Source organism: Clostridium sp. (genome assembly GCF_032576335.1).
In the GTDB taxonomy this organism is placed as follows: Bacteria; Bacillota; Clostridia; order Oscillospirales; family Acutalibacteraceae; genus Faecalispora.
In genome coordinates this window covers 219,892-245,667 of record NZ_JAWFXC010000006.1, presented here as the reverse complement: position 1 = coordinate 245,667, position 25,776 = coordinate 219,892, and the positions used below count along the sequence as shown (strand labels likewise).

The window sequence follows — 25,776 nt, the reverse complement described above, 5'->3', positions numbered from 1 at the left end:
GAGATTGGGGAGGCGATGACATGGAACAGACCATGCAGCTAAATCGCCCTGAAAATCTGGATGATGAATTGTACCGTTGCTTGTACAGCGGGCTAACCTCCGGTATTGACCTGGATGATCTGATTTTCAATGGCGAAGAATGGTACGAAAGTGAACGATAGGCCCATTGGGGAGCAAGCCGTGTTTTAGGTAAAATTGTGCCGGGTAAAGAAAAACACAAATTCCTGTCTCTAAAAAATCGGCGCAATTTTAACTCAGACCATTGCTTTTCAAGCAAGCAAACAAAAATAATATGGAAAACATACAAAACGGCTGCCGCTAAGCCCTTATAGGGAACATGCGGCAGCCATATTTATGTGGTTCGTTATTTAAAGTAAGCAACACCAGATTCAAAGATTTTTTGATCTTTTGCACCGGGAACATTTTTGTACAAGAACTCACCTTTACGCTCAGAGTGACCCATTTTACCCAAAACGCGACCATCGGGGCTGGTAATACCTTCCACTGCCCAAACCGAACCATTGGGGTTCCATTGAGTTTCGCCACTGGGAATACCTGTGGGAGTTGTATACTGGGTAGCAATCTGGCCGTTTTCCATCAACTGGCGCAGTGTTTGCTCATCCGCAACAAAGCGGCCCTCTCCATGAGAAACCGGCACGCAGAATACCTCTCCGGCTTGTACCCCTGCAAACCAAGGCGATTTTACAGACGCAACACGTGTGTATGCCATGCGTGAAACGTGGCGACCAAGCTCATTAAAGGTTAAGGTGGGTGCTGTTTCCTCTGTGGTTACAATGTGACCAAACGGTACAAGCCCCAGCTTAATTAAAGCCTGGAAGCCATTGCATATACCGAGCATCAAACCATCGCGCTGGTACAGCAGCTCTTCCACCGCCTGTGAAAGACGCGGGTTGCGGAATGTGGTGGCAATAAACTTGCCCGAGCCATCCGGCTCGTCACCGCCTGAAAAACCACCGGGAAGCATAATGATTTGCGCGTTTTGAATGGCCTTCTCCAACCGCTCAATCGTTTCTTCAATGGCAGAAGCTGAGAGATTGCGTACAATGAGAACCTGCGGCTCTGCACCCGCGATTTCAAATGCCCTTGCGGTATCGTACTCACAGTTTGTACCCGGGAATACAGGAATCACCACACGGGGTTTTGCCGCCTTAATCGCAGGGGCACCGGTAAAACGCGCGGTGAACAGCGGTACTTCTTCCATGGGCGCTTCTTTCGTTTCTGTTGGGAAAATCTTCTCGAGTGTTCCTGTCCAAACGGAGAGCAGATGATCCAAAGAAAGGGTGTCGTTACCAAGCACAACCTCGGGCTCTTCTAGAATACTGCCCAACAGTGCGGCACGCAGCTCCCTCGGCATTTGAGCATTTGAAGAAACCTCCAGCACCATTGCACCGGACTGCGGTACAAACAACAGCTTTTCATCCAATGCACCGTCTTCAAAACGGAAGCCGAAGTGGTTGCCAAAGCACATCCGTGCAACAGCGGCGGCGACGCCGCCCTCACGCACGACGGAGGCAGCGGCAATACTACCCTGTTGCATCAATTTGTGAACGGTACGGTAAAACTCCTGCAAGGCGGGGTAATCCGGCAGGCCGGTGTCCTTTTGCTCAGGCAGAGGCAGCAAGTACACCTTGTTGCTCGGAGCGGAAAATGCGGCCGAAATGGTACGGCTCGCCTTTGTCATTGCCACAGCAAAGCTGACGAGTGTGGGGGGAACATCCAGCTCTTCAAAGGAGCCAGACATACTGTCTTTTCCGCCAATTGCGGCAACACCCATACCCAGCTGTGCAGAAAAAGCACCCAGCAAAGCAGCGGCAGGCTTACCCCAGCGCTCCGGGTCTTTGCGCAAACGTTCAAAATATTCTTGGAAGGTCAATCTTGCACTTAGCGGGTTTGCACCAACGGCAGCCAGCTTGGAAAGGCTTTCTACCACCGCCCATGCAGCACCATGAAATGGGCTGAAGCGTGAAATACCGGGAATAAACCCATAGCTCATTGCGGTGGCATCATCCGTTTTACCGCTCAAAACCGGTAGTTTCGCAACCATTGCTTCTTCCGGGGTTCTCTGGTATTTACCTGCAAAAGGCATTAGCACCGTAGCGGCGCCGATGCTGGCGTCAAAGCGCTCCGCCAATCCCTGCTGGGAGCTGACAGACAAACGAGATAAATTTTGCTCAAATGCCTTTGCAATTGGCTGCCCTTCCAGCTCTGCTGGAAGAAGCTCGCGATAATTCTGAGAAAGATCCGGTGCTGGAATGCTTGCCTTTGCGGTAAGTGTTACACCGTTTGTATCTAAGAACGCACGGCTGAGGTCCACAATCGTGTCGCCTCTCCATTCCATACGCAGGCGGGGTAGTTCGGTAACCTCCGCCACAACAACGGCTTGCAGATTTTCTTCCTCGGCGAGTGCACAGAAGCGCTCCACATCTTCGGCGGCAAGCACAACCGCCATACGCTCCTGCGACTCTGAAATGGCAAGCTCTGTACCGTCAAGACCTTCGTATTTCTTCGGCACAGCATCCAATCGAATTTCAAGTCCGGCAGCAAGCTCACCAATGGCAACGCAAACACCACCTGCGCCAAAATCGTTACAGCGCTTAATCAGCTTTGCGGCTTCGGGATTGCGGAACAAACGCTGCACTTTGCGCTCTGTGGGTGCATTTCCCTTTTGCACCTCTGCTCCTGCTTCCTTTACGGACTCAAGCGTATGCGCCTTGGAGGAGCCTGTCGCTCCGCCGCAGCCGTCACGTCCGGTGCTGCCACCCAAAAGTACAATTTTATCCCCTGCGGCAGGAACACCACGCACCACATTCTCTTTTGGGGAAGCACCGATGACTGCACCGATTTCCATACGTTTTGCAACATACCCGGGGTCATACAGCTCAGTTACCTGACCCGTAGCAAGGCCAACCTGATTTCCGTAGGAGCTGTAGCCCTGCGCCGCACCCACCGTAATTTTACGAGTGGGCAGCTTACCCGGTAAAGTATTGGTATTCCGTGGGTCACCCGAACCGGTTACGCGCATTGCTTGGTACACATAGGCACGCCCGGAGAGTGGGTCACGAATGGCACCGCCAAGGCAGGTAGCCGCACCGCCAAACGGTTCAATCTCCGTTGGGTGGTTGTGTGTTTCATTTTTAAACTGTACCAGCCATGTTTCGGTTTTGCCATCAATCTCAACGGGTACCTCTATGGAACAAGCGTTAATTTCATCGCTGACATCCAAATCTGGCAGGCGGCCGCGGCGGCGAAGCAGTTTCATTCCCATGATTGCAATATCCATTAGGCAAATGGGCTTGGTTGTGCCTGCAATCTCTACACGGGCGTCATAATAATCTTTTAATGCTTTATCAATTGCCGGAGCACCCGGCTCTACCCGAATCTCTTCCAAACGGGTGGCAAAGGTGGTATGTCGGCAGTGATCCGACCAATAGGTGTCGATAACCCGCAGCTCGGTAATGGAAGGGTCCCGATGCTCCGTATCTCGAAAATAGTCACGGCAGAACAGTAAATCTTCCAGACTCATGGCAAAGCCCATGGAATCGTAATATTCAGCAAGCGTTGTATTATCCCAAGTGATTAAGCCCTCTACCCGCTCCACTGCAGCTGGCTCCTGAACCTGCAATTCCAAAGTCTCTGGCTTGTCCAAAGATGCTTCGCGAGATTCCACTGGGTTAATCAGGTAGCTTTTTATTTCAGAAAGCTCTTTTTTGCTTACGCTTCCCTGCAATACAATCATTTTTGCCGTTGCCACCTGCGGACGCTCACCCTGTGTTAACAGCTGCACACACTGAGCCGCGGAATCCGCGCGTTGGTCATATTGACCGGGCAAATATTCCATTGCAAATACCGAAGCCCCATCGGGTATCAAATATTCCTCATCGTAAACATTGTCTGCATTTGGTTCCGAAAAAATCGTTCCCCGTGCCGCCTCAAATTCCTCCGGTGTAAGGCCAGAAATATCATACCGGTTCACAATACGAACCTCTTGCAAACCAGTGATTCCCAAATTCCGCTGTAAATCCTCTTTTAGATGCTGTGCTTCCACATGAAAGCCCGGTTTTTTCTCCACAAACACCCTGATTACCGCCATTGAATCCCCCGTTCCGGCCGCCCTAGCGGCCTTTCATAATTCCTGTTCTATTCTAACATAGTTCGTCACCGGATAAAATAGAAAAATCCCCTAAAAAACGAGCCGGCATCGATTCTCTTTCCGCATAATATGCCCCTCTTGTTTCTGTTCATAAATACGATTAGAAAAAAGAAAATAAAATTGTGGTATACGTAACGACATTTTTTGTAACAAAAATCGACTGCATACACCCAATTTCTTGCCATTTTACGTTTAACATGTTATACTAATAACCAGCTAAATCAAGCTCCTTACCGCATTTGGAGGAGGTTACACACCCAGTGGCACAAACAAAACCCGAGAGCGAAACAATATGGATTCAAACACTTGGCAAATTCAGCATTCAGCGTGGCAAACATGTTTTAACACAGTCGAACGGAAAGCCAAAACAGGTATGGCTGTTAATAGAATACTTAATTGCCAACCGCGGCGCCGGCCCGAAAATTGAGCATTTAATAAACGCTCTGTGGGCGGATTCTCGTGCCAGCACTGACCCTATGAATGCTCTAAAGAACCTGGTGTACCGCGCCAGAGATTTATTAAAAAAGGGACTGCAGGATAGCGATACCGAATATATTGTTTATTCGCAAGGCTCATATCTTTGGAACCCCGATTTAACCTGTGTAGTTGATGAAGAAGAGCTTCGGCATTTATCATCCCTTGCCGAATCACCCGGGCAAAAGTCCGCGCGGCAAATCTCACTACTCCAGCAGGCCATATTGCACTACAAAGGCGATTATCTTCCAAACTCCAGCTATTCTACTTGGGTCATTGCCTACCGAAAAGAACTAGCCGCTTTGTACCTTCGTTGTGTGCACAGCCTTTGTTTTTTGTTGGAAGAAGCGCAAGAGTATGGCGAGATAATTACCCTATGCGAGTCCGCGATTGCGCTGGCTCCCTTTGAAGAAACCCTACATAAAAACTTAACGAGCGCTTACCTGTGTACAGGGCAGAACAATAAAGCTTTGCTACATTACCAATATGTAACAGAGCTGTTCTACCGTAAACTCGGTGTAAATATTTCAGAAAATCTTCGCGATTTATACCGTCAAATAACCAAAACGGTTCACAAGTCTGAGCTGGATCTCTCCGTAATTAATGAGAGCCTTCGCGAAGAGCCCGATAATGCCGGTGCATATTACTGCGACTTTGAAATTTTTAAAAATTTATACCGTATTCAAGCTAGGTGTATTAAGCGCACTGGTCAATCTATTATTGTGGCACTTATGACTTTAATGAATGAAAAAGGGACCATTGTGGATGGAGCAAAGGCCGTTTCTTCTGTAAACCTATTTCGGGAGGTCATCGTGCAGAGCCTTCGAAAGGGTGACGCTGTTTCTGCCTACAGCTCATCGCAGTTCATATTGCTGCTTCCTCTTACAAACATAGAAAATGCCGAGAAAGTTATGCAGCGCATCACTCGTAAATTTGAGGCATCCTATAAAAAGAAAGACTTACAAATTTTATTCAATCTGCGGCCGATAGAACCTTTGGAGAAATAATTTTTCATTATAGCCGTGCTTTTGTATGGCAATATCGAGGTTATAGAGCCGGGAAGGGAAATATCGACATGATTCGATTGCAGGAAATGCTTTCTGCACAAAATGAGATTCATTGTTACGAAATAAATTATATTCGCATTAAATCATACCGCAACCGCACCTTACAGGGAGCCTTTTATAATCCCTATTTACAAAAAATTGCTCTATTTAGAAGTGAACTAGAGCTATTAAAGCTGCTAAGCATATGGATGGACGAAAGGGATATTCCGCAGTCTACTACCCAGCTTCGCAGATTCAACAAAAAGACGATCGGTGAGCGGGCAAGAGGGGGTTCCGCAATGAAACATTCAACCCAGCAGCCTTGTGAGATTTTTAAAAAGGAAGAAAATTGGAACGTGCAAGATACAACGGAGAATGGCGCAACCTTTATTGTGCAAATTACCATGCGGCAAAACTCTACCTGGCAGGGTCAAGTACAACGAACAGACACAAACCAGGTTTGTTCGTTTCAAAGCACACTTGAGCTGCTCCTCCTGTTAACGAGCGCCCTGGATGATTCTATGTCTTCCACTTGGGCAGATTCCCAGTAGGAAAATGTAGATATGCGTTGATTTTATTTCGCTGTACAACTTTATATTTAACAAATTACGTACCGCTTCTAATTTAAAATCAAATGTGTTGTGCCCGGTCGCAGGAGTTTCCTGTAACCGGGCATTTTTATTACTCTTATTACTTGCTGGATCCTACAGAAGAATCCTTCGTGGGGGACTTGCCTCCTTGAGCTGGCTGTGATGCTTCATTCTCATTGCCAGAACCATTAGGTGCTTTCCCTGACTCTTGTGGGGAGCGACCTCCGCCGGGGCCTCCTCTACCGCCCAGCGTAGCAGCTTTCCCATTGCTGGAGATAACCGTTTGCACACCCGAAAGAGTTACATCGGTTAACTTAGTGCCGCCAGAATAACTTCCCGCATTGCTAAATCCATCTTCATTCACATCACTGCTGCCACCTGTGCTAATTGTATAGGTGCTGCCTTGCTTCAGGTTTGGTGCGCTCACGACTATGGACTGAAACGTCTTACTCGGAACAAAGGTAAGAATTGATTTTCCGGTAGAATCTGCAATATTCACCGGTGTATTCGCTTCCTGTGTTTCATCAAATAAAACCGTAAGTGAATTCTGTTTGGACTCAGAATCGGGAGCCTGTGCCATTCCTGAACTTCCTGCGGCTACGAGAATACCACCAGAAATTTGATAGCTGCCATCAAAGTCCAACGCTCCATTACCAGAGCTTACCGGCCCATTTACTAGAACGGTACCTCCCACCTGTACTACATTTCCGTTAGAATCAACACCATCACCGGTGGCATTAATTACAACATACCCGCCAGAAAAACGTATCTCATTATTCTCGTTTGCCTGAAACATGTCTCTTGAATCAGTGTCGTCGTCGCTTCCTCCTGCGGCATTGATTCCGTCATCACTCGAGGTAATGTGAATGGTTCCTCCGCTGATAGAAACCGTAGAGCCTTCCAGCCCCTCGTAGCTTTTGCTTATGGTAATGGTTCCGTCTTGTATGACTAAGTCTGCATCAGCATGCATTCCGTCGTCTCCGGTTGAGATATTTAGTTCGCCACCCATTACAATTACAGAACCATTCGAATGTACGGCATCATCGGCAGAATCGATTTGGAACTTTCCGCCACTAAGGTATATCTTGCTTCCCCCTTTCAGCGCTTTGGTACTAACCGTTTCTTCATTTTCCGCTGTGGCGGTTGAACTACTCCCATTTTTTGTATCTGCCTGATTCTGAATGATACTTGAACTGGAATTAGTTTTATTGTCTGTTTTATTCCTATTATCAGCAGGAGGCGTGCCATCCGGTCGCTGTGGCCGCCCATTCTCTATGTTTGAGGAAGTATTGTCTGTACCCCCATTGGGAGAAAACCCGGCTGCACCTTCCATTCTTCCCCACGGCCCACCAGGCTCATCTTGGCGTACCGGTGCATTTGCAATCCCTCCGCCAGAAACAATCTGGAATGTGCCGCCCGTTACCTGCAAAACAGTCTCGGCTTGCACGGCATCCTGCTCGCTGGTAATGGAGAAAATCCCTCCGTCAATGGCGACCCAACCCTTGGCCGTATCCTCATTGTTGTTTGATTGAATGGCATCACCCTTCGATTTTACCGTAATCGTGCCATCCTTGATTGCTACTGCATCTCGTCCCTTAATTCCGTCATTGGCGGCGGTAACACCAATGCTGCCGCTCACAATTTTTAATGTATCTTTACTGCCAATTCCATTTTTATAATTCCCGTTTACTGTTAAGGAGCCGCTCCCGTTAATTGTCATGTCACCCTTACTGAAAATCGCTGCATTGGGTTCGTCTGTATCAGCACTTTCGAATTGATAATTCGCAACATCTGTAATTGTATTTTTGCTGCCCTCGGCCAGCACAATAACTGTTTTACCCGCTTGCATGGAGTAAATAGGAGCGCTTACCGAACTGGATAGCGAAGCACCATCTAAAACCAGACGAACCAAATCCTCTTTTCCTGCATTTACTAGGATTTGTCCGTCCGTGAGTGTACCGCGAAGCACATAGGTTCCCGCAGCGCTTATGGTCACAGTGCCGTCCTTTACCGCTGCTCCACTGCCTTTAACGGTTGCGTTCGTATCACTTAGCGTAATTAAGGTGCAGGCACTTTCGCTCCATGCCGCATCCAAATCATCCTTAGAGTATTCCACAGTAATTGGCTTTTCTGTGGAAACATCCCCCACCGCACTGCTGGCAGTGTTATTTTGTGATGAACAACCAACCGCTACATTTATCAACATTACGGCAGATAAAATCCCCGCCCAAAGTTCTTTTCTCTTACTTTTCATGATTTCACCCATTATAGACCTTCACGAAGATTTGACACCTGCCCGCAAGAGATACTAAGGTTGCCGTTCCGGCAGCGTAATGCGTCCATAAATTCTTTCTCTACAACGGGAGAGGGTAAAATTACGTGATATCGCAGTTCATAAAGGCTTCCCATATTTACCGTTTTCACCTGTATCAGTTCTGCTCCCTTGGTATATTTATCAAATAAATCATCAAATGCCCCACTATAATCGCGATCTTCGGGTAATGCAATTTTTAGCTCTTTGAGTATTTGCTTTGGTGCAGCAAAGGAAGTTGAATATAAAACAATTGTCATAACACCAACCAAAATAAGGAATACCGCAGCAAACACCAGGTAACCCGTACCGGTTGCAAGACCGATAGCCATCGCTAAGAAAATGCTGCCTATCTCTCTGGCACTGCCGGGAACAGAACGGAACCGTACTAAATTAAACGCGCCCATTACGGCAATTCCCGTTCCCAGGTTTCCATTTACAAGCACTATAACGGTTTGAACTATCACAGGCATTAGCGCTAGGGTAACCACAAAGCTTTTGCTGTACGTATTGCGGAACATATAGCACAGCGCCACTCCCAACCCAAGCAATATGGATGCAAGAGTACAGTAAAATAATTCGGTTATTCCAACCGTGGTGGTAGTGGTTGCTGAAGACGATAGAATACTGTTAAGCACAAATCATTCCTCCTAATTTCTTATCACATGCTCCGTTTTCGGGTGAATTACCACAATGGGGTAAAAATGTACCCGAACAAGCCAAAAAATCTTTATAACAGCTCCCATACTTCGAAAAGGAAACCGGATAAATCTCCAACTCTGATAGCAGATGGCAAAGCCACAATGGCATGGCACCAGGTGCTTTAATTTCTAGCAAAATCTGCTCTGGTGTAATTATGGGAGCGCCATAGTCTCCACTGCTCAAATCTAAAAAAGAATCTCGCCAGCGTAAATTCCGGTCAAAGGTCATCCGCAGTTCCGAATTTTCACGGCCAAATAATGCGGTTCGGTCATACCCAATAAAAACCTTTGGCTTTGGCTGGTAATACTCTAAAAACCACTGAATCTCTTTCATTATTTGCGAATCCTCCTGCGACGGTACCCCACAATTCAAAAAGTGCATCGCATGCTTTAACGGAAGAGAAACTCTCCGTTTATAAACCACACCCTTGTACTTCTTTTTTAATTCTAAAAATACGGTATCACCCTGCTGCGGCACACCATAGCTTCGAACACGTATTTTCTCTTTATAAACTGGCTTTTCTAAGGAAGTACGAATCAGCTGGTAATCGTCGGTATCCAAATACAGGTTGCAAATGGTATGCTGGCCATATTGGTCTTGCTTCATATAAGGTGTCAGCCCCGCTTCCATTGCAGCGTACTGCATTTGGCTGAGCAAATACTTTTTTTCGTAACGCTTAAACACACTTTGGTACTGGTTCATAAGCACTTTCCTCCGTCTAATTGTTTTTCAATACATAAGCATCTTCTACTAGAACATTTTATTTCTATATGCTACACTGAGCAAAACGCTCGATTTAAATGCTGTACAACCAGAATATAACAAAAGGCTGAAATTACTCTGAAAATGCTGCTTCAGAGTAATTTCAGCCTCACCGATTAAAATAAATGACGATACGATTATCATTATTTATACAATATGCAGAGATGGCATGAGGAGGGGTAACTGTGAACGTATTGGTTGTAGAAGATGAGGTTCGCTTAGCGGAAGCGCTCGCACAAATTATGACTGAGCAAAAATATACAGTAGATGTAGTTCATGACGGCGAAGACGGCCTTGCGTATGCAGAAATGGGAAATTACGATGTAATCGTATTGGATGTTATGCTGCCCAAACGAAACGGCTTTGAAGTGGTTCGCGCCTTGCGTAACAAAAAAATAGCAACCCCTGTTCTTCTTCTCACTGCTCGTGATGAAATAACGGACAAGGTGACCGGGCTGGACTGCGGGGCAGATGATTACATGACAAAACCATTTTCGCCCGAGGAGCTCTCTGCTCGGGTTCGCGCACTAACCCGCCGCCAAGGCGATGTTATACTAGAGGAAATGAATTTTTCAGATATAACACTTAATTTATCCTCCTATACTCTGCAAAGCAGTACGAAATCGGTACACCTTGGATTTAAGGAATTTGAAGTGATGCGGCTGCTTCTCGGCAACCCCTCTATGATAATGCCGAAAGAAGAGTTGATTACAAAGGTATGGGGTTCGGACTCCGGCGCTGAGGATAATAACGTAGAAGCATACATCTCTTTTTTAAGAAAGAAGCTGGTTTTTATCGGTTCAAAAGTCACCATTGGTACGGTACGCAAAGTAGGCTACCGTTTAGAGGAGACTATTTTATGATTCAAAAGCTGCGGCGAAAATTTATACTAATTAATATGTCTCTTGTGTTTTCGGTTCTTCTTATTGTTTTTTCTGTTTTGCTCTATACCAGCTTTCAGCGGCTGGAAAACAACAGCATAAACGATATGAAGATGGCACTATACCGTTCTTCAGAGAAAGTACCGCCCAAATTTGAAATTGGAGCAGGAAAACCCCAAAACCTTCCTCCTGTTACACCCATTGTTTGCGTAATTCTTGGCAGTGATGGAGAAATTCAAAGGACAGTGGGGCAAAACACAGAAATTTCAGTGCAAATATTAGAGCAGGCAGTACAGCAGGCTCTACAAGCAAGTCCGCAAGAAGGAACCATCTCATCGCTTGACCTGCGTTTCTTAAAACAGAACTCGCCAAGTGGTATAAAAATCGCCTTTGCAGACCGAGGTCACGAGCGCGATTCCATCCGCAGCCTTTTGGTGACGGCCTTGCTCGTGGGGCTGGGCGGATTACTGGCCTTTTTCCTTATAAGCGTTTATCTTTCACGCTGGGCGCTGCGTCCTGTGGAGCGTGCATGGAAGCAACAGCGTCAGTTTGTGGCTGATGCCTCCCATGAACTGAAAACCCCGCTAACCGTTATTTTAGCAAACATCGAAATTCTGTTTTCCCACCGTGACAGCACAATTGAGCAGCAGCTTAAATGGGTGCAATACACCCATACAGAGGCAACGCGCATGAAAGATTTGGTCGACGACCTGTTGTTCCTTGCGAAATCCGATTCAAAACGCCTTTCCGCACCACAAACACCTGTGGATTTAAGTAATATTGCATGGAGCAGTCTCTTACCTTATGAGTCCGTTGCATTTGAACAAGGTGTTACGCTCAACAGCAATATTGCGCCGAACCTGTTCATATTAGGGGATTCCGCCCGTTTGCACCAGCTAATGGTGATATTGTTGGATAACGCCTGCAAATATGCAGGGGAACGGGGAGTTGTTACGATAACCCTTGAGCAAGTGCAGGGCAAAGCAAAACTGCTGGTACATAATACCGGCGAAATTATCCCTGCCGAACAGCTGGAACACATTTTCGAGCGCTTTTACCGGTTGGATCAATCTCGCGCACGTAAAACGGAGGGTTATGGCCTAGGGCTATCCATTGCTAAAACCATTGCAGAAGCACATGGCGCAAAAATAAGTGCGGTAAGCACTGTGGGTTTCGGCACCACATTTATTGTTACTTTCTCGCTTGAAGTATAAAAAGGCATCGTTTAATCTAGGAATGTTTTGCAATTATAAGTAAATTATTATATTTATATGCAAATTGCATTATTTGCACTCCAAAAACCAGTTGTTTTATAGGATAAAATTGACTTTTTACCCAAAATTAATTATGATTAAAGTAGTTAATAAGTTGTGAATCAGCACCTTAAAAAATTGCTGTTAGGTAAGTGAGGGTAAACATGCAATTCCAATATATAAACAACCCGGCGTATACTACCATCAAGGAATATATAATCTATAAAAATTGCAAACCAGGAGAAGCAATTAGCGAGACTCAGGTTCAAAGTAAATACCCTAATTTTAGCCAAAAAAACATACGGGAGGCTTTTCTCCTTTTAGAGTACGAAAAGCTTATTATGCGGGAATTTCGTAAGGGCTACCGAATTGCCCATATTTCCCCAAGGCGCCTGCAAGATGTTTACGAACTGCGGCAAATACTGGAACCGCACGCACTGGAAAAGGGAATGCAAAATATTGACCGTATCTGGCTTTTGGAAACACGCAGTAAATTTATCTCAATTTGTTCTTCTCCCATACAGGAATCTCATGAGCTTGTACAGCTCGACAATGAATTTCATATGACATTGATGTTAAGTATAAACAATCAATATGCGGCCAGACTCTTGGAATGTTGTCTGGATTATTTAACGCTGATTCGAGTGTTTATGCTGGAACAAAATAAAAAATGTAGACCACGTTACCAAGAACATACTGAATTAATTGATGTTATATTAAAAAATGACCGTCAAAAGGCGGTCAAGCTGATGGGTGAACACCTGGATGCCTCTTACCAGCAGGTTTTACGGCTGGTGTTGGCGGTTCTATAATCTAAAAAATGATAAAAAGCAGTAAGAAAGGGCGCTGAATTAAATTCAGCGCCCTTTTTCTATTTTTGAATATGGTATTGGTGTGGCGTTTACAGAACACAGTCTATCACACGTAAAGCATTCTTCCAGCAAATCTTTTCAATCTCTTCATCTGAAAATCTGGCGGCAGTCAAGGCGTCTGTCAGCTTGCCAAATTGGGTGCAATCTCGAACTTCACAGGGGCCGGAGAAACCGTCAAAATCGCTGCCCAGTGCAATTACATCAATTCCAGCGACCTTACGAATGTGCTCTATATGGCGCACCATATCGGCTACACTGCCTTGTCCGTCCTCCCCTAAAAACTTATGGTAAAAATTAATTCCGGTAACTCCGCCTCGCTCCGCGAGCGCACGCAGCATATCATCCGAAAGGTTCCGGCGAAAATCACGCACACTTCTCGCATTGGAGTGTGACGCTACAAATGGCCCTTTTGTAAGCCCCATTACATCCCAGAAGCCACCATCCGAGAGGTGCGAAACATCCACCAGCATGTGCAGCTCATTCATACGTTCCACAATCTCTTTTCCCAATGGCTTTAGTCCGGCATTCATAATCGAGGGGTCATCCGAATTGGGGTACCCTAGGGAGTTCTCGTAGTTCCAAGTGAGCGTAATCAGCCGTACACCCATGTCGTGCAGCTCTTGCAGGCGCTCCGGCTTATCTCCAATTACACCGCCCTCTTCTACCGTTAGAATGGAAGAAATTTTCTTGTCTGCCCGGTTTTTATGTAAATCCTGTGCACACAAAGCCGGACGAATGAAGTCTTTATTTTCTTCTAGTTCCGCTAGATAATGAGCGTGCATTTTTTTTAAATAATCATATGCGCCATCCACATCCTTGAAATTGGTTAAACAAATGTACATGGCAAAGAATTGGCACAATACATCTGCGGAACGCATTTTTTCTATACTTACATTTCGGTCGCTGGAGAGGAGCGGTTCTCTACTCTCCAATAAAACGGAAATGGTGTCACAGTGCAAATCGATGATAGACATACTTCTCCTTCTTTCCGGTCAGCTTCCCCGCCCCTAATCTTCTTCGGAGCGGGGAGCCTCTTTTCTCACAACCGCGGAACGCTGAATTTGGCAGCACCGCAGTTACATAACCTTCTTCCCAAAACAATGAATCGTATTCTTACGAAGCCCTCTGGTTTGCCAATACAAACCGTTGATTTTATTTCTTTCACCTAATTGATAATTTTACGCCGGTGTGCCAATCTCTTTTGCTTTTATTAATGAATCGAGCCAAGAGGTTCCGTTTGCCCGGCGAACCGTAAGGTCATTGAGCACCACACTGCGGATTCGAGCCGTAGCCGTGGCACCGGTACCCTCGGGGGCAAAGCCTCCCGTAGAGTTAATCACATAATAACGGCCATCCACTTTGCCCAAATAGAGTGTTATGTGTCCGGGCTGCTGTAAAATAGAACCTGGCTTTAGCTGGTCTAATATTTGTTTGCGCTGTGCCGTCGATTTCCCTGCAAAATCGTATGTTAAGCACGGTATTTTCGCTTGATCGCCGGAGTTACGTGGAAGCTGGAAACCAAAGCAGCGGTAAACCTCATAAGTAAGGGATGAGCAGTCTCTCGCATTGAGCATTCCGCCCCACCCGTAAGTATCGCCCAGCATTTTAAAGCTCTGTGTTATTACATTCGCCCGAGTATAGGGCAGGTACCCTACGCTGACATCTCGGTTCACAGGGAGAAGTGCATATTCGTATTTCACCATGCCATCGGCTTGCCGAACCGGTAGCTTCACTACATAATTGTTCATTGGCTTGCGCTCCGCTACCTTTGCCGGTATTTCCTCTTTTTTGACCAAATCGATTACTGTGCCCATTGAGAGCTCCAGCTCAGATAGTGCCTGCGAATACGGTGTTTGCTCCAAGCGGATTCGGTTACCTGTCACTACTAGAAAGTCCTTATGAACACGAGCCTGCTCCCATTGCACTTTGTTTTCAAAAAGGGCAATATCCGAAACGGGAACCCAGCCGCGATAATACGCAGAAACAACATAGTACCACAATCCATTCGTAGATTCATGCAGAACAACAACCGGCTCATTGCACAGCACCGCTGTCTCCTGAACAATGTCGTATGCGAAATCTGTGGCTTCATCTGTTACAACTGCTTTTGTGGGGAAGCTGCGGATGCTGGAACGGCGTACCGTTACCCCGAAGCGAACCGGATTGGCAGTGGCGATGTTCTCGGTATTTGTTTGCGCTTTCAGCCCTTGCCAGTCGGAAGGCTCCAGCTTTCTACCGTCCACATACCAGTCTCCGGAGGGAACGGAGGCCTGCGACTCAATTAGCTTTTTAAGTTCAGAACCAGCAAAAGAATCCCCATATGCACTCAAATCATATAGAATTCCGGTACCGAGCGTTTCCCGAGCCGAAATATTAAATGTCCGAATTTGATCTTGAGACAGAACCACTGCGTTGGCATTTGGTATGCGGCTAACCCAATAAGAGGCCTGCTGCATCTCGGCAGTTACGTTTTGCGCAGTAGGCACTTGCAACAGATTCTGTGCTGCATCAGTAGAAGAAGCTGCAAACGCAGTGGTAGCGGGGTATGAAACAACTGTACAGGCCATTAATACACTCATTGTAAGGGCACACAACTTTTTCATAGAACTGGTATCCCCTTTCCTATATAAAAGCTTCTGGCTCAGTTGCGGTTAAATTTCGTTCTTTTAAAGGTTAAAACAACTCTTCTGGGGAACACGACTCCATGCCAAACCCGTCGGCAACATTAAAACAGGTACAGGTGCCTTTGTAAGTATTTATTGCTGAATATAGAACTGTATTCTTTCGGCAGGCCTGCTCCAAACCATGTTCTGCAATTTGTAAGCCGTAACGCAGTGTTGCATTGGTAAGCGCAATGGTAGAGGTTCTGGGAACGGCACCCGGCATATTACCAACACAATAATGCACCACTCCATCTACGGTATATACTGGGTCATCGTGGTAGGTAACATGAGTGGTTTCACAGCAACCACCCTGATCCACCGCTACGTCTACAATCACACTGCCGGGTCGCATATTTTGAAGATAGGAGCGCCGAATAATCTTCGGTGCTTTTTTCCCTGGAATCAACACCGAGCCAATGACAAGGTCTGCTTTTGCAAGCTCGTTTTCCACAGCGGTATCGGTACTGTAAATTGTCTGAATGCGTGCACCAAACACATCGTCTAAGTAAGAAAGGCGCGGCAGGCTAACGTCGGTTATGGTGACATCCGCTCCCATACCCACCGCAATTTTACAGGCATTTGTTCCAACTGTTCCCGCACCAAGGATAACCACCTTTGCTTTTGGCGTACCGGGAACACCAGAGAGCAGTACACCAGAACCACCCATCGGCTTTTCCAGGTACTTTGCCCCCTCCTGCACACTCAGGCGGCCTGCAATCTGGCTCATGGGCGCCAGCAGCGGAATACTGCCGTCCCGCTCAATCAACGTTTCATATGCCACTCCCGTTACGCCCGTACTCAAAAGAGCATCGGTTAAAGCACGGTCAGCCGCAAGGTGAAGGTACGTATATAAAATTAAATCCTTATGAAAATATCCATATTCCGCTTCCAGCGGCTCCTTTACTTTCACCATCATTTGAGAAGCGTCCCACACTTCTTTTGCCGTATCTAAAATCTCAGCCCCTGCACGGGTGTATTCCTCATTTGAAAAACCGGAGCCAATTCCGGCATCCCTTTCAACGTATACGGTGTGCCCCGCACTGCAATAAGCTTTTACATGGCTGGGAGTAAGCCCTACGCGAAATTCATTATTCTTAATTTCTTTTACCGTTCCAATTATCATAAAGCAATGCCTCCTGATTTTGTGTTATACCCATTTATCTGCTGGGTAGACAAAATATCTCGCAGTCTTCCGTTAGCGTCTCGCAGAGCTGCTACCAAGGCTTTTTGTGAGGAACCAAAATACCGGCTTCGCACCCGCCGTATTGCCTCATCGAGCCCATCCAGGAGGTCGCATCCAACTAGCATACTACGGATAAAATCCCTGCTGATATCCAGAATTGCATTACAAGAAACATCTATAATCTGGTGTGTATGCAAATCTACAACAAAAGGCAGAAAAAAAATCCCATAAGATATACTGATTGGATTATCGCTGGCCACCTTCGCATGGCCAACCAGATACACTGTGTTCTCGGGATATTCCATATACCCAAGCCCCTTTCCTATGCCCCGGTTTCTCCAGCAATAGCAACCACTCTGCGGACGTTGAAATGATTGCAGGGCAGCTTTCAGCCTGCCGCTGCTTTGGGACAAGTTGTTTTATCATCCCTTATTTCACTCGTTTTTAGCTAAATTCTTTCTTTAGCTAAGCATACGCAACGGGCTCCCACTTTCAACTGCAATGCAGGTTTGCTGCCTTACTGAAAATAAAACCGTTGTTTATTATCCCGAAAAGTACCCGCAGCACATGAGCACACCTCGCGGCTGTACTAAAAAACGTGCTGCGAAAGTACTTCTCGGTAAACTCTTATTTTTACAACGTCACATTAATATCATTGGCCCAATGAGAGCCCAAACTACTACAAAAGCGATTGCCGAACCACTGGCAATCCAGTTTGCTTCCAGCATTTCACGGGTGTTTTCGCTGTGTGCAATGCCGAGCTGACCCATCATATTGCTGGTGGGGTAAATACCGCCGGTCAAACGAGTTGCCGACAGAATCGCAATCGCAAACATCGTCATGGGAAGGCCACTCGATACTGCCGCCGCACCAAACATTTCAGAAATAATTTTAATCTCAGCAACTGCTGCCGCTTCAATACCAAAGCCGCCAACAACAGAGGCGATAAGCATAACCGCTGTTGCGCTAGAACCAGCCACACCACCCAAAAGATTCGAAATCGCATCAAATCCGCCGCCGAGGGTGACCAAATTCAGCAGTACATCGATAGTCACAAATACCACGAACATCTTTGCCTGCGAAGCAATGCCTTTAGACATGGATTCGACTACATGGTCTATGTTCATACGGCTTAAAATACCAACCACCGCAGAAAGAATAATCATTACAATGAGAGCATAGCTCGTGCCCTGCTTTGTGATAATTCCGTATGCAATCAGGAGTAGAAACGCTGCCAAAAAGGCAATGGTCGTTGTGCGTTCTCTGGGTGTTACAACAATCTCATTTATGTCCTGCATATCATCCAACTTATAGAATTCCTTGCCCTCGGTACGCTTCTGGGTGCGTTTTACGGCAAACCACATGCCGCCCAGCCAGAATACCGCAAAGGGAATCACTGCACCTACCATGAGCTGGCCATACGAAAGCCCAGTTACCTCCATGGTAATTAGAGTAACACCTGTTAGGGGGCCTACCATTAAACCCACTTCGCCAGATACCTTAAACAGCGCGGCAACCACCGTAGGCGTTACCCCAAGTGTTGCCATTAAGGGAATTAAAATGGGAGCAATTACCGCATTACCGCCGCCCAGTGTACCAAGCAAACCACAAACCAAAATGGAACAGATGATGAGAGTAACTTTGGCTTTTGTTTGAGTATTCACTCCAATCCGCTTTACAATCCAATATACCAGCGTATGTGTGACCCTTGCCTCCGTCATTAGAACACCAAGACCCGCACCCGTCATAATAATTACACCGATGAGGGCAGTACTCGAGCCAAGGCTCGCTGCAAATGCAGATGCAAGCATTTTTAGGTTTTGGCCCATCATCAGTGCGCCAATAGCGATACCGACAATGATACCCGATGTATTGTCTTTTCCCCTAAACACCATGATGATGTATACTGCGAGCGGAATTAATGCCAGCAACGAAGGTGCCTGAATAATCGACCAGCTACCAAGTTCCATAAAATAACCTCCTCAGTTTTCCGTTGATTCCGTTGTTTGGGGTCTGCACCACAGCAAAAACATACGGCTATGCCGCACGGCGCCGCTTCTTTTTATACTGTGGTTCTATAAAATAAGCTTCTGCTGTGACACCCCCTTTCATTTTACTCAAATTCCACTCTTTCAGCACATTGCTTTTGCAAGATTCTATTCTGCATGATTCATATGCTTTAGGGTATGTTTTTTATTTCCCTCCGCTTAGAAAAACACAAAGGGAACCCACTGAATTGCACTTCAACGTGCAAAACAACGGATTCCCTTTACAGATAGAGCGGGAGAACATCCTGCCCCAATAAATAAAATCGTGTATTATGTTTACATTACCGCTTTTTAATTGCCAGTATCTTTGGGCAAAAAGGTTCCCGGCAAACCATTGGCAGTTCTGCAGAAAATCCCACAAAGGCAATTTGTTGATTTCTGCAATTATTATAATTGAATCCTGCACAACTTGTCAATGCGTTTTTAGGGGTTAAAAACCGATTTGTTTGAAATGACTACATAATCACTCAAAAAACATCACGAATGTAACGATTTGCGAACTTGTCCCACCACAATGGAATTAGAAACTGCCGTTTCCCTTAGCCTTATTCATAAAGCGGAAGCGCTCAAACAGCTTGAGCAAGGAATACAGGAGCACAGTATCAATGGGGAACATAATAATATTCTTAATAATGCGGGCACCGAGCAATACAATGAAGCCATTGCCAAACATGAGTGAAAGCCATATGGTATTGAGAAGCCAATTAACTAACACCGTGTTGAGCACACTAACAAGCACTACGCGTTTTACGGTAATCTGCTTACGGTACAACAGCATGCCATAAATAACACCGGTTGCAATAGCACTTAAGGTAAAGCCCGGGAAAAAGGGGCCTGTAGGGCGAATGACAAAGCCCGCCACGTCACTAACCGCACCAATTACTCCGCCAACTATCGGCCCAAACAACATTCCGCCACCTGCAATCGGTAAAAACGCAAAGCTAACTTGGAGTGTTTGGGTTAATGCAAGCTTAAAAAAGGTTAAAACAACACTGATTGCCACCAATAATCCGGCAACCGAAATGGTAGATACTTGTTTCATTTCATTTGCGGAGGACTTAAATTGTTCCATCCAGATTTTCAAGAAAATGCCCCTCTCGTGCCACGCTGCTTATGTGGAAAACGCGCGGTCTAATTAGTTTCAAAAATTGTTTTTTCACTTACACTATTATACTGAAAAAAAACTTCTGTCGCAATTAAAAGTAACATAAACGCGTCGATTTTTCGTCTTACTGGCACCTTATAAATACTTATTTATCGTCGCTTTTCCATTTTGGAACGACTTTTTCCTTCTATTTCTATTTTCATTACGACGAATACCGTCTAATTAAACTCCAATTTCATAGCAAAAAAAGTTTTGCAAAATAATTCAGATATGTTATACTAGTGCCGCAATAAGCGTATAATGCCGGAGGAAAACACCCCCGGGTATCTAAACAGGAACTAAGGGGAGGAATTTCAACCGTGTATCTTGTTTTAACACATGTTGTTGGGGGCATCGGAGGCTATTGGGGAAACAAAAAGAAAATCCCCGCAGGTGTAATGATTGGCGCTTTGCTCGCCATTGCACTTATGAACACCGTAGTTGGGTATGCGGCGGAATACCCGCCGAACTTGCGGGTGATGGTTCAAATTTTATCCGGCCTTGTAATAGGGAGCCGTTTTCGTAAAGAAGACATAAATGAACTTCGTAAAATGGGAAAACCGATTTTGATTCTTCTCATCATGATGTTTACATTCACCATTGTTTTTTCTTTGCTAATGCACTCTATCTCCGGTTTATCGTTTATGACTTCTCTGTTCTCCTGTGCACCCGGAGGAATGTCTGATTTAACGCTGATTGCGGTGGATTTTGGTGCCAGTACAGACAAAGTAATGCTGCTGCAATTGTTCCGCTTTTTGGTAGTGGTTATTTTTTTCCCGAACATTATTAAAAAGCTTTATTTAAAAGAACCAGCCGTTACTCTCTCAATAAACGAAAGTGAAGTGGAAGAAGAGAAAGAAAAACCAGCCTTCACTCCACATATAACCAAAGATAAACTGACAAAATTTGCAATCTCTTTGGCTGCGTCTACCGCAGGCGCACTGCTGCTGCGCACATTGGGTGTTCCAGCAGGTGCCATTATTGGCGCCATTTTGGGAACGATTATATTAAGCGTTGCTACCGATTTGCTCTCTTACCCGTCTTTCATCAAGGTCCTCTCCCGTGTTCTGGCAGGCTGCTATATCGGCAGCCAAATCAGCAGGGCCACTTGGGCGGCTCTGGGCGAACTAATTCTTCCAATGCTCATTATGGCAATCGAGGTTTTTGTTATGTCGTTTGCAACGGCGTATCTTTTAAGCAAGTTCACAGGGATGAACAAGGCCACTGCGCTGTTCTGCTGCACCCCCGGCGGCATTACTGAAATGGGGCTGATTGCCGATGAGCTGGGTCTTGATACTCCCAAAATTGTGCTCATGCATTCCTTTCGCTTAATTTCTGTTATTTGTCTGATTCCGGTTTTGGCACATCTTTTCATTTGATTCCAAATCATAAATTAAAATATAAAGCTACAAAATCTACAAAAGCGTGTTTCCATCACTCTTACTGAGAGGAATGGAAACACGCTTTTTATTTGTAAATAAAAAACAGTTGCTATTCGGAGGCAGAGAGAAATCGATTTGGGAATTCCTGCTCCAGCCAATGTGCCATAAACGTAATCGAAAGCATGTCCGCCGCGCCGCCCGGGCTCATGTACTTACTTATAAATTCCTTATCCATCCGGCTTGACTCTGTTAAAACCAGCTCCGGTGTCAATGCAGGGTTTTGCAGCAAATCGGCAAGCTGCTCCCGCACCTGTTCCTGTGTTTGCAAGTCGGAGCGGCTGATTAAATTAGTATCCTCTAAGTTTGCCATGATGTGAAACAGCGCATATACACCCGACGCATCTGTGTTCCACCCCATTGCCTCAGCTTTTCTGAGTGCAGGCAAGCCTTGCAAGCGCACAGAGGGAAATCCATTGGCAGCTTCCCCACGCACCCCTTGAATCTGGTATTGGCGGTACAAACGCTCGCCGTTCGTATCAGCTTTCTCTTTTGGTGGATGGTCGCCACAAGCTATTTCAGCACACAGAGAAAATAATTGTTCCACCGGCACCCGGCGAGGCTGAAAAAATAAAAGACCGCACGCAGCGCAGAAAATACCCATGGAATACACAATCCCCTTGTGGGTATTCACGCCACCTGTGGCACGAAACATCTCTTCCTCTGCCTGAATACCAGGTTTACGCAAATGCAGCAATAGGCACTTCGCTGGTATTCGCCGCAGGCGAATTGCCTGTGCGGTAATCTCTCGAAAATAACTGGACAGCGCACACGCGCTGTCCAAAAACAAAAATAAATCCATATCGCGGTGAGCACCGTTATTATAACGGTCTACCAAGCCCGGCTTTGGCGCTATGCACACCTCATAAAGCAGGGAACGAACCGCCAGCTTTGAAATTTGGTCGCAATATTTCTTTTGTGCCGCTTGCAGCTTAGTACGCTGGGCACGTACAACTCTTTTTGTGCGAATTCGATTCTGCCGTGTCATTCCATCCTCCGGTACAGGTCTTTTAAATCGTCCTGCATGTTTTCTTGCGAACGAATGATTTCACGCATTACAAATTCTTTGGCATGGTTTACATGCTCTCTTACAATGAGCGTAATCAGTTCCTTGTCCTTTGTTTGCATGCTACGGTAAATTAGGTTATGCTCTTTTATTGCCAGAGCACGCCTTTCTTCATCGTAGAGCGAAATATCACGGAAACGCGATACATATTCCAACATATTACTGACAACGTTTTCCAGTCTTTGCATACGGGAAAAACGGTATAGCAGCGCACTGAAATCGGTAAAATACTGAATAACCACTCTAACTTCGCCTTTTTCGTTCGCTTCATCGGTCTTTGATAGCAAATCCCGCATCTCTTGGTGGTTTTCCGGCGTCATACGATTCATTGCCGCAATGGTTGCCATTGTCTCAAGTGCAATGCGAATTTGATAAATCTCCTCGGCATCTTCCAGTGTGACCCGTTTTACCACAACGCCATATTTGGGAATGTACTCCACCAAATCTTCTTCCGTAAGCCGTTTGATTGCATTTCGAATGGGAGTACGGCTAATATTCATGTAATCCGACAAAACCTTTTCATTGAGCCTTTCCCCAACCGGAATCACACCTTGAATGATCGCTTTACGCAAACCCTCATATACCATGTCATTGAGCGGTCTGTTCTGCGATAAATTGATGATCTGCACTAACTTGCTTAAATACTCATGCACAAAACCACCGTCCTTTTATGCTAATCATTATAAATGGAATTGACATTGTTTGTCAATTTTATTTGTGCAAAGAAAGTGCAGCAAAAAAACACCGAGGACATCAAAAGCACACCTATCCTGCGATATATTCATGTATAATATACACAGACAAAGCAAAACAGCGTAAAAAACCTTTGACTAATTCAGATAAACTCTTTTCGAATCTGTGTGAATTTTGCAATATTTTCACGAGAATTGGTAAATGGAGTTTTTGTTCTGATGTAGGAGCAAAACAATGGAGTATGAAATCAGGCGTTTGTGGATCGACCGTGACCCCCGCCAAAAACAACTTTGGCTTGATCTGCTGAACAAAGGCGGTATTCGCCCGGAGGCCGCCGTTTCTTACTGTGCAGGCCTATTTTTTCATGATGAGCTTGCAGCAACCGGCTCACTGTACCAGAACATCATCAAGTGCGTGGCGGTAAGCCCGGAACACCAAGGCGGCAAAGCAGTAAGCATTTTGCTTTCTCATCTGCTAAGCACTGTGATGGAAAATGGCAGCTCCTCCTGTTATGTGTATACCAAACCTCAGGCAGCCCGTTCCTTTGGGGAGCTCGGCTTTCGTGAGCTGGCTCGTGTAGACGACCAATTGGTATTTATGGAAAAAGCCATTTATGGCTTTCCGCAATATTTAAAGGAGCTGGAGCAACAGCGCACCCCTGGCCAAGCGGCTGGCATTGTAATGAATGCAAACCCGTTTACGCTGGGGCACCGTTATTTGGCGGAAACTGCCGCCAAACAAAACGATACGTTGCATTTGTTCGTATTGTCGGAGGATTTATCCGCTTTCCCAGCCAATACAAGGCTGGAGCTTGTCCGGCGCGGCGTTCAGCATTTGCCGAACGTTCGGGTTCACCCCACAGGGGATTATATGGTTTCTGCCAAAACGTTCCCCTCCTATTTTTTGAAGGAGGACGTTCAGGTGGCAAAGGTTCAAGCCACACTCGACGCGATCCTGTTCCGGGATCATATCGCCCCCGCCGCGGGTATTACCCGCAGGTTTGTTGGCGAAGAGCCCTTATCTCCAGTGACACAGCTCTACAATGATTCTATGAAAGAGGTGTTTCACGGGGTAATTGACTTAGTCATCATCCCCAGAAAGGAACAAGGGGGAAACGTGATCAGCGCTTCTCGCGTAAGAGACCTTCTTAAGCGAGGGAAAACAGAAGAAACAAAGAGCCTTGTGCCGGAAAGCACCTACGACTACTTTTTTTCTGCTGAAGGGAAAGCACTGATACAAAAAATGCAGCAGGAGGGATAACACAATGCCGCTTTATCAAATTCAAAAACCGGCAATCGCCGGAACGCTGGAGTCTTCCGACATTCAAATTATGATCGATAAGAACGACAGCAACGGAATCGACATTAATCTGACCAGCAGTGTCGCACACCAGTACGGCAGGCAGATTCGTGATACGATTGAAAAAACCCTTTCCAATATGGGGGTTTCCAACGCGAAGCTAACCGTTGTGGATAAGGGCGCGTTGGACTGTACCATTGTTGCCCGCACTATTGCGGCGGTACATCGGTCGTGCGGAATTACCGAGCACTATGATTGGGAGGCGATCGATTCATGGAACGTTTAAGAAGAACAATGATGTTTTTGCCTGCGAGCAACCCCGGCATGCTGAAGGACGCGATTATTTACGGCGCGGACTCCATTATGTTTGACCTGGAAGACTCGATCTCCCTGGCGGAGAAGGATACTTCCCGTTTTCTTGTTTTTCAGGCGGTAAAAACCTTTGATTTTTCCTCTACGGAAACGGTAGTCCGCATCAACTCGCTGGACGCTGGCGGCGTAGATGACGTGCACGCAATGGTTCGTGCCGGCATCGATGTTATTCGTTTACCGAAAACAACCTGTGCGCAAGATGTTCTTGACACAGAGGCTGTTATTCTGGAAGCGGAAAAGGCCTGCGGCCGCGAACCCGGCTCCACCCGGATGATGGCGGCAATCGAAGACCCCCAAGGCGTTTTGAACGCGCTTTCCATTGCAAACTCCAGCAAGCGCCTTATTGGTATTGCACTGGGCTCGGAAGACTATGTAACTGCAATGAAAACCAAACGTTACGCCGACCGAAACAGTGAAGAAATTTTCTTCGCCCGCTCCATGATCGTTCACGCAGCCCGTGCAGCCGGAATCGCCGCGCTCGACACCGTATTTGCAGACGTAAACGATATGGAGACCCTGCGTAAGGAGACCGAGTTTGTTCGTCAAATCGGTTTTGACGGAAAATCCGTCATTCATCCCCGCCAGATTGCAGTGGTCAATTCGGTTTACACCCCGAATCAAAAAGAAATTGATAAAGCACTCGACGTTATCCGCGCCATTGAAGACGCCAACGCCAAAGGCTCCGGTGTTATTGCCCTGAACGGCAAAATGATCGATAAGCCCATTGTAGAACGTGCGGAGCGCGTAGTTGCGCTGGCAAAAGCCGCTGGCGTTTATTCCGGGCCGGAAGGACAGGAGGGTTAAACA

At 46.2% G+C, this 25,776-nt stretch carries 22 protein-coding genes; 10 read left to right on the top strand and 12 right to left on the bottom strand.

What is annotated here, in order from left to right:
• The first annotated feature begins 20 nt into the window (after positions 1–20).
• Positions 21–161 carry a hypothetical protein gene (locus E7L17_RS09370; protein ID WP_316322981.1) on the top strand — a complete coding sequence of 47 codons (141 nt, stop codon included), beginning with the start codon at positions 21–23 and terminating at the stop codon, positions 159–161.
• 203 nt (positions 162–364) lie between these two features.
• Here E7L17_RS09370 and E7L17_RS09365 read toward each other — a convergent pair whose 3' ends face one another.
• The gene (locus E7L17_RS09365; protein ID WP_316322980.1) at positions 365–4,111 is read right to left on the bottom strand and encodes a phosphoribosylformylglycinamidine synthase; all 3,747 of its coding nucleotides are present in this window, start codon (positions 4,109–4,111) and stop codon (positions 365–367) included.
• Between the two features lie 320 nt (positions 4,112–4,431).
• Here E7L17_RS09365 and E7L17_RS09360 point away from each other — a divergent pair, with 320 nt between their 5' ends.
• Positions 4,432–5,652 carry a BTAD domain-containing putative transcriptional regulator gene (locus tag E7L17_RS09360; protein ID WP_316322979.1) on the top strand — a complete coding sequence of 407 codons (1,221 nt, stop codon included), beginning with the start codon at positions 4,432–4,434 and terminating at the stop codon, positions 5,650–5,652.
• 68 nt (positions 5,653–5,720) lie between these two features.
• Positions 5,721–6,242, top strand: a complete 522-nt coding sequence (locus E7L17_RS09355) for a hypothetical protein (RefSeq protein WP_316322978.1) — start codon at positions 5,721–5,723, stop codon at positions 6,240–6,242.
• Positions 6,243–6,381: 139 nt separating this feature from the next.
• Here the strand turns inward: E7L17_RS09355 and E7L17_RS09350 are convergent, their stop codons facing one another.
• The 3 genes from E7L17_RS09350 to E7L17_RS09340 are packed head-to-tail and all read right to left on the bottom strand — an operon-like array spanning position 6,382 to position 9,996.
• On the bottom strand, positions 6,382–8,535 hold the full coding sequence (locus E7L17_RS09350) for a carbohydrate-binding domain-containing protein (RefSeq protein ID WP_316322977.1): 2,154 nt from the start codon (positions 8,533–8,535) through the stop codon (positions 6,382–6,384).
• 11 nt (positions 8,536–8,546) lie between these two features.
• Positions 8,547–9,230 (bottom strand): DUF4956 domain-containing protein, encoded by a 684-nt coding sequence (locus tag E7L17_RS09345; protein WP_316322976.1) that lies wholly within the window; start codon positions 9,228–9,230, stop codon positions 8,547–8,549.
• Positions 9,223–9,996 (bottom strand): polyphosphate polymerase domain-containing protein, encoded by a 774-nt coding sequence (locus E7L17_RS09340; RefSeq protein WP_316322975.1) that lies wholly within the window; start codon positions 9,994–9,996, stop codon positions 9,223–9,225. Before E7L17_RS09340 ends, E7L17_RS09345 begins: the two co-directional genes overlap by 8 nt.
• A 245-nt stretch (positions 9,997–10,241) precedes the next feature.
• Here E7L17_RS09340 and E7L17_RS09335 point away from each other — a divergent pair, with 245 nt between their 5' ends.
• The 3 genes from E7L17_RS09335 (at position 10,242) to E7L17_RS09325 (ending at position 13,002) form a co-directional block, all read left to right on the top strand.
• Complete coding sequence (locus E7L17_RS09335) at positions 10,242–10,919, top strand: response regulator transcription factor (protein ID WP_316322974.1); 678 nt, start codon at positions 10,242–10,244, stop codon at positions 10,917–10,919.
• A complete protein-coding gene (locus E7L17_RS09330) occupies positions 10,916–12,151 on the top strand; it encodes a HAMP domain-containing sensor histidine kinase (RefSeq protein WP_316322973.1) in 1,236 nt (411 codons plus the stop codon). Before E7L17_RS09335 ends, E7L17_RS09330 begins: the two co-directional genes overlap by 4 nt.
• Positions 12,152–12,354: 203 nt before the next feature.
• Entirely contained in the window at positions 12,355–13,002 is a 648-nt protein-coding gene (locus E7L17_RS09325; RefSeq protein WP_316322972.1) for a GntR family transcriptional regulator, read from the top strand.
• Between the two features lie 89 nt (positions 13,003–13,091).
• Here E7L17_RS09325 and E7L17_RS09320 read toward each other — a convergent pair whose 3' ends face one another.
• From E7L17_RS09320 to E7L17_RS09295, 6 genes are all read right to left on the bottom strand, one after another.
• Positions 13,092–14,036, bottom strand: a complete 945-nt coding sequence (locus E7L17_RS09320; protein ID WP_316322971.1) for a dipeptidase — start codon at positions 14,034–14,036, stop codon at positions 13,092–13,094.
• Positions 14,037–14,240: 204 nt separating this feature from the next.
• Positions 14,241–15,665: an SH3 domain-containing protein gene (locus E7L17_RS09315; protein WP_316322970.1), complete on the bottom strand. Its 1,425-nt coding sequence runs from the start codon at positions 15,663–15,665 to the stop codon at positions 14,241–14,243.
• A gap of 70 nt (positions 15,666–15,735) precedes the next feature.
• On the bottom strand, positions 15,736–16,848 hold the full coding sequence (gene ald, locus E7L17_RS09310; protein ID WP_316322969.1) for an alanine dehydrogenase: 1,113 nt from the start codon (positions 16,846–16,848) through the stop codon (positions 15,736–15,738).
• Positions 16,845–17,213, bottom strand: a complete 369-nt coding sequence (locus E7L17_RS09305; RefSeq protein ID WP_316322968.1) for a DUF3870 domain-containing protein — start codon at positions 17,211–17,213, stop codon at positions 16,845–16,847. The genes ald and E7L17_RS09305 overlap by 4 nt, the downstream gene beginning before the upstream one ends.
• Before the next feature lie 336 nt (positions 17,214–17,549).
• Entirely contained in the window at positions 17,550–18,878 is a 1,329-nt protein-coding gene (locus E7L17_RS09300) for a TRAP transporter large permease subunit (protein WP_316322967.1), read from the bottom strand.
• Positions 18,879–19,476: 598 nt separating this feature from the next.
• Positions 19,477–20,040 carry a folate family ECF transporter S component gene (locus E7L17_RS09295; RefSeq protein WP_316322966.1) on the bottom strand — a complete coding sequence of 188 codons (564 nt, stop codon included), beginning with the start codon at positions 20,038–20,040 and terminating at the stop codon, positions 19,477–19,479.
• A gap of 380 nt (positions 20,041–20,420) precedes the next feature.
• Here E7L17_RS09295 and E7L17_RS09290 point away from each other — a divergent pair, with 380 nt between their 5' ends.
• The gene (locus tag E7L17_RS09290; RefSeq protein WP_316322965.1) at positions 20,421–21,479 is read left to right on the top strand and encodes an AbrB family transcriptional regulator; all 1,059 of its coding nucleotides are present in this window, start codon (positions 20,421–20,423) and stop codon (positions 21,477–21,479) included.
• A gap of 112 nt (positions 21,480–21,591) precedes the next feature.
• On the opposite strand, the gene E7L17_RS09285 is transcribed toward E7L17_RS09290, so the two are convergent.
• Positions 21,592–22,527 (bottom strand): triphosphoribosyl-dephospho-CoA synthase, encoded by a 936-nt coding sequence (locus E7L17_RS09285; protein ID WP_316322964.1) that lies wholly within the window; start codon positions 22,525–22,527, stop codon positions 21,592–21,594.
• Positions 22,524–23,258 carry a GntR family transcriptional regulator gene (locus E7L17_RS09280; RefSeq protein ID WP_316322963.1) on the bottom strand — a complete coding sequence of 245 codons (735 nt, stop codon included), beginning with the start codon at positions 23,256–23,258 and terminating at the stop codon, positions 22,524–22,526. Before E7L17_RS09280 ends, E7L17_RS09285 begins: the two co-directional genes overlap by 4 nt.
• A 274-nt stretch (positions 23,259–23,532) precedes the next feature.
• Here E7L17_RS09280 and citC point away from each other — a divergent pair, with 274 nt between their 5' ends.
• Genes citC through E7L17_RS09265 form a run of 3 tightly spaced genes read left to right on the top strand, consistent with a single transcriptional unit; the run spans position 23,533 to position 25,773 of the window.
• Positions 23,533–24,558 carry a [citrate (pro-3S)-lyase] ligase gene (citC, locus tag E7L17_RS09275; RefSeq protein ID WP_316322962.1) on the top strand — a complete coding sequence of 342 codons (1,026 nt, stop codon included), beginning with the start codon at positions 23,533–23,535 and terminating at the stop codon, positions 24,556–24,558.
• A 4-nt stretch (positions 24,559–24,562) separates the two neighbouring features.
• Entirely contained in the window at positions 24,563–24,883 is a 321-nt protein-coding gene (citD, locus tag E7L17_RS09270; RefSeq protein ID WP_316322961.1) for a citrate lyase acyl carrier protein, read from the top strand.
• Positions 24,871–25,773 (top strand): aldolase/citrate lyase family protein, encoded by a 903-nt coding sequence (locus tag E7L17_RS09265; RefSeq protein ID WP_316322960.1) that lies wholly within the window; start codon positions 24,871–24,873, stop codon positions 25,771–25,773. The genes citD and E7L17_RS09265 overlap by 13 nt, the downstream gene beginning before the upstream one ends.
• Positions 25,774–25,776: the final 3 nt, after the last annotated feature.

Bases quoted from the DNA above. Each gene is read 5' to 3' on its own strand.
- E7L17_RS09355 (WP_316322978.1), top strand. From the start codon at position 5,721: ATGATTCGATTGCAGGAAATGCTTTCTGCACAAAATGAGATTCATTGT.
- E7L17_RS09330 (WP_316322973.1), top strand. From the start codon at position 10,916: ATGATTCAAAAGCTGCGGCGAAAATTTATACTAATTAATATGTCTCTT.
- E7L17_RS09365 (WP_316322980.1), bottom strand. From the start codon at position 4,111: ATGGCGGTAATCAGGGTGTTTGTGGAGAAAAAACCGGGCTTTCATGTG.
- E7L17_RS09350 (WP_316322977.1), bottom strand. From the start codon at position 8,535: ATGAAAAGTAAGAGAAAAGAACTTTGGGCGGGGATTTTATCTGCCGTA.
- citC (WP_316322962.1), top strand. From the start codon at position 23,533: ATGGAGTATGAAATCAGGCGTTTGTGGATCGACCGTGACCCCCGCCAA.
- E7L17_RS09370 (WP_316322981.1), top strand. From the start codon at position 21: ATGGAACAGACCATGCAGCTAAATCGCCCTGAAAATCTGGATGATGAA.
- E7L17_RS09300 (WP_316322967.1), bottom strand. From the start codon at position 18,878: ATGGAACTTGGTAGCTGGTCGATTATTCAGGCACCTTCGTTGCTGGCA.
- E7L17_RS09340 (WP_316322975.1), bottom strand. From the start codon at position 9,996: ATGAACCAGTACCAAAGTGTGTTTAAGCGTTACGAAAAAAAGTATTTG.
- ald (WP_316322969.1), bottom strand. From the start codon at position 16,848: ATGATAATTGGAACGGTAAAAGAAATTAAGAATAATGAATTTCGCGTA.
- E7L17_RS09265 (WP_316322960.1), top strand. From the start codon at position 24,871: ATGGAACGTTTAAGAAGAACAATGATGTTTTTGCCTGCGAGCAACCCC.
- E7L17_RS09305 (WP_316322968.1), bottom strand. From the start codon at position 17,213: ATGGAATATCCCGAGAACACAGTGTATCTGGTTGGCCATGCGAAGGTG.
- E7L17_RS09285 (WP_316322964.1), bottom strand. From the start codon at position 22,527: ATGACACGGCAGAATCGAATTCGCACAAAAAGAGTTGTACGTGCCCAG.
- E7L17_RS09320 (WP_316322971.1), bottom strand. From the start codon at position 14,036: ATGTCTATCATCGATTTGCACTGTGACACCATTTCCGTTTTATTGGAG.
- E7L17_RS09315 (WP_316322970.1), bottom strand. From the start codon at position 15,665: ATGAAAAAGTTGTGTGCCCTTACAATGAGTGTATTAATGGCCTGTACA.
- E7L17_RS09325 (WP_316322972.1), top strand. From the start codon at position 12,355: ATGCAATTCCAATATATAAACAACCCGGCGTATACTACCATCAAGGAA.
- citD (WP_316322961.1), top strand. From the start codon at position 24,563: ATGCCGCTTTATCAAATTCAAAAACCGGCAATCGCCGGAACGCTGGAG.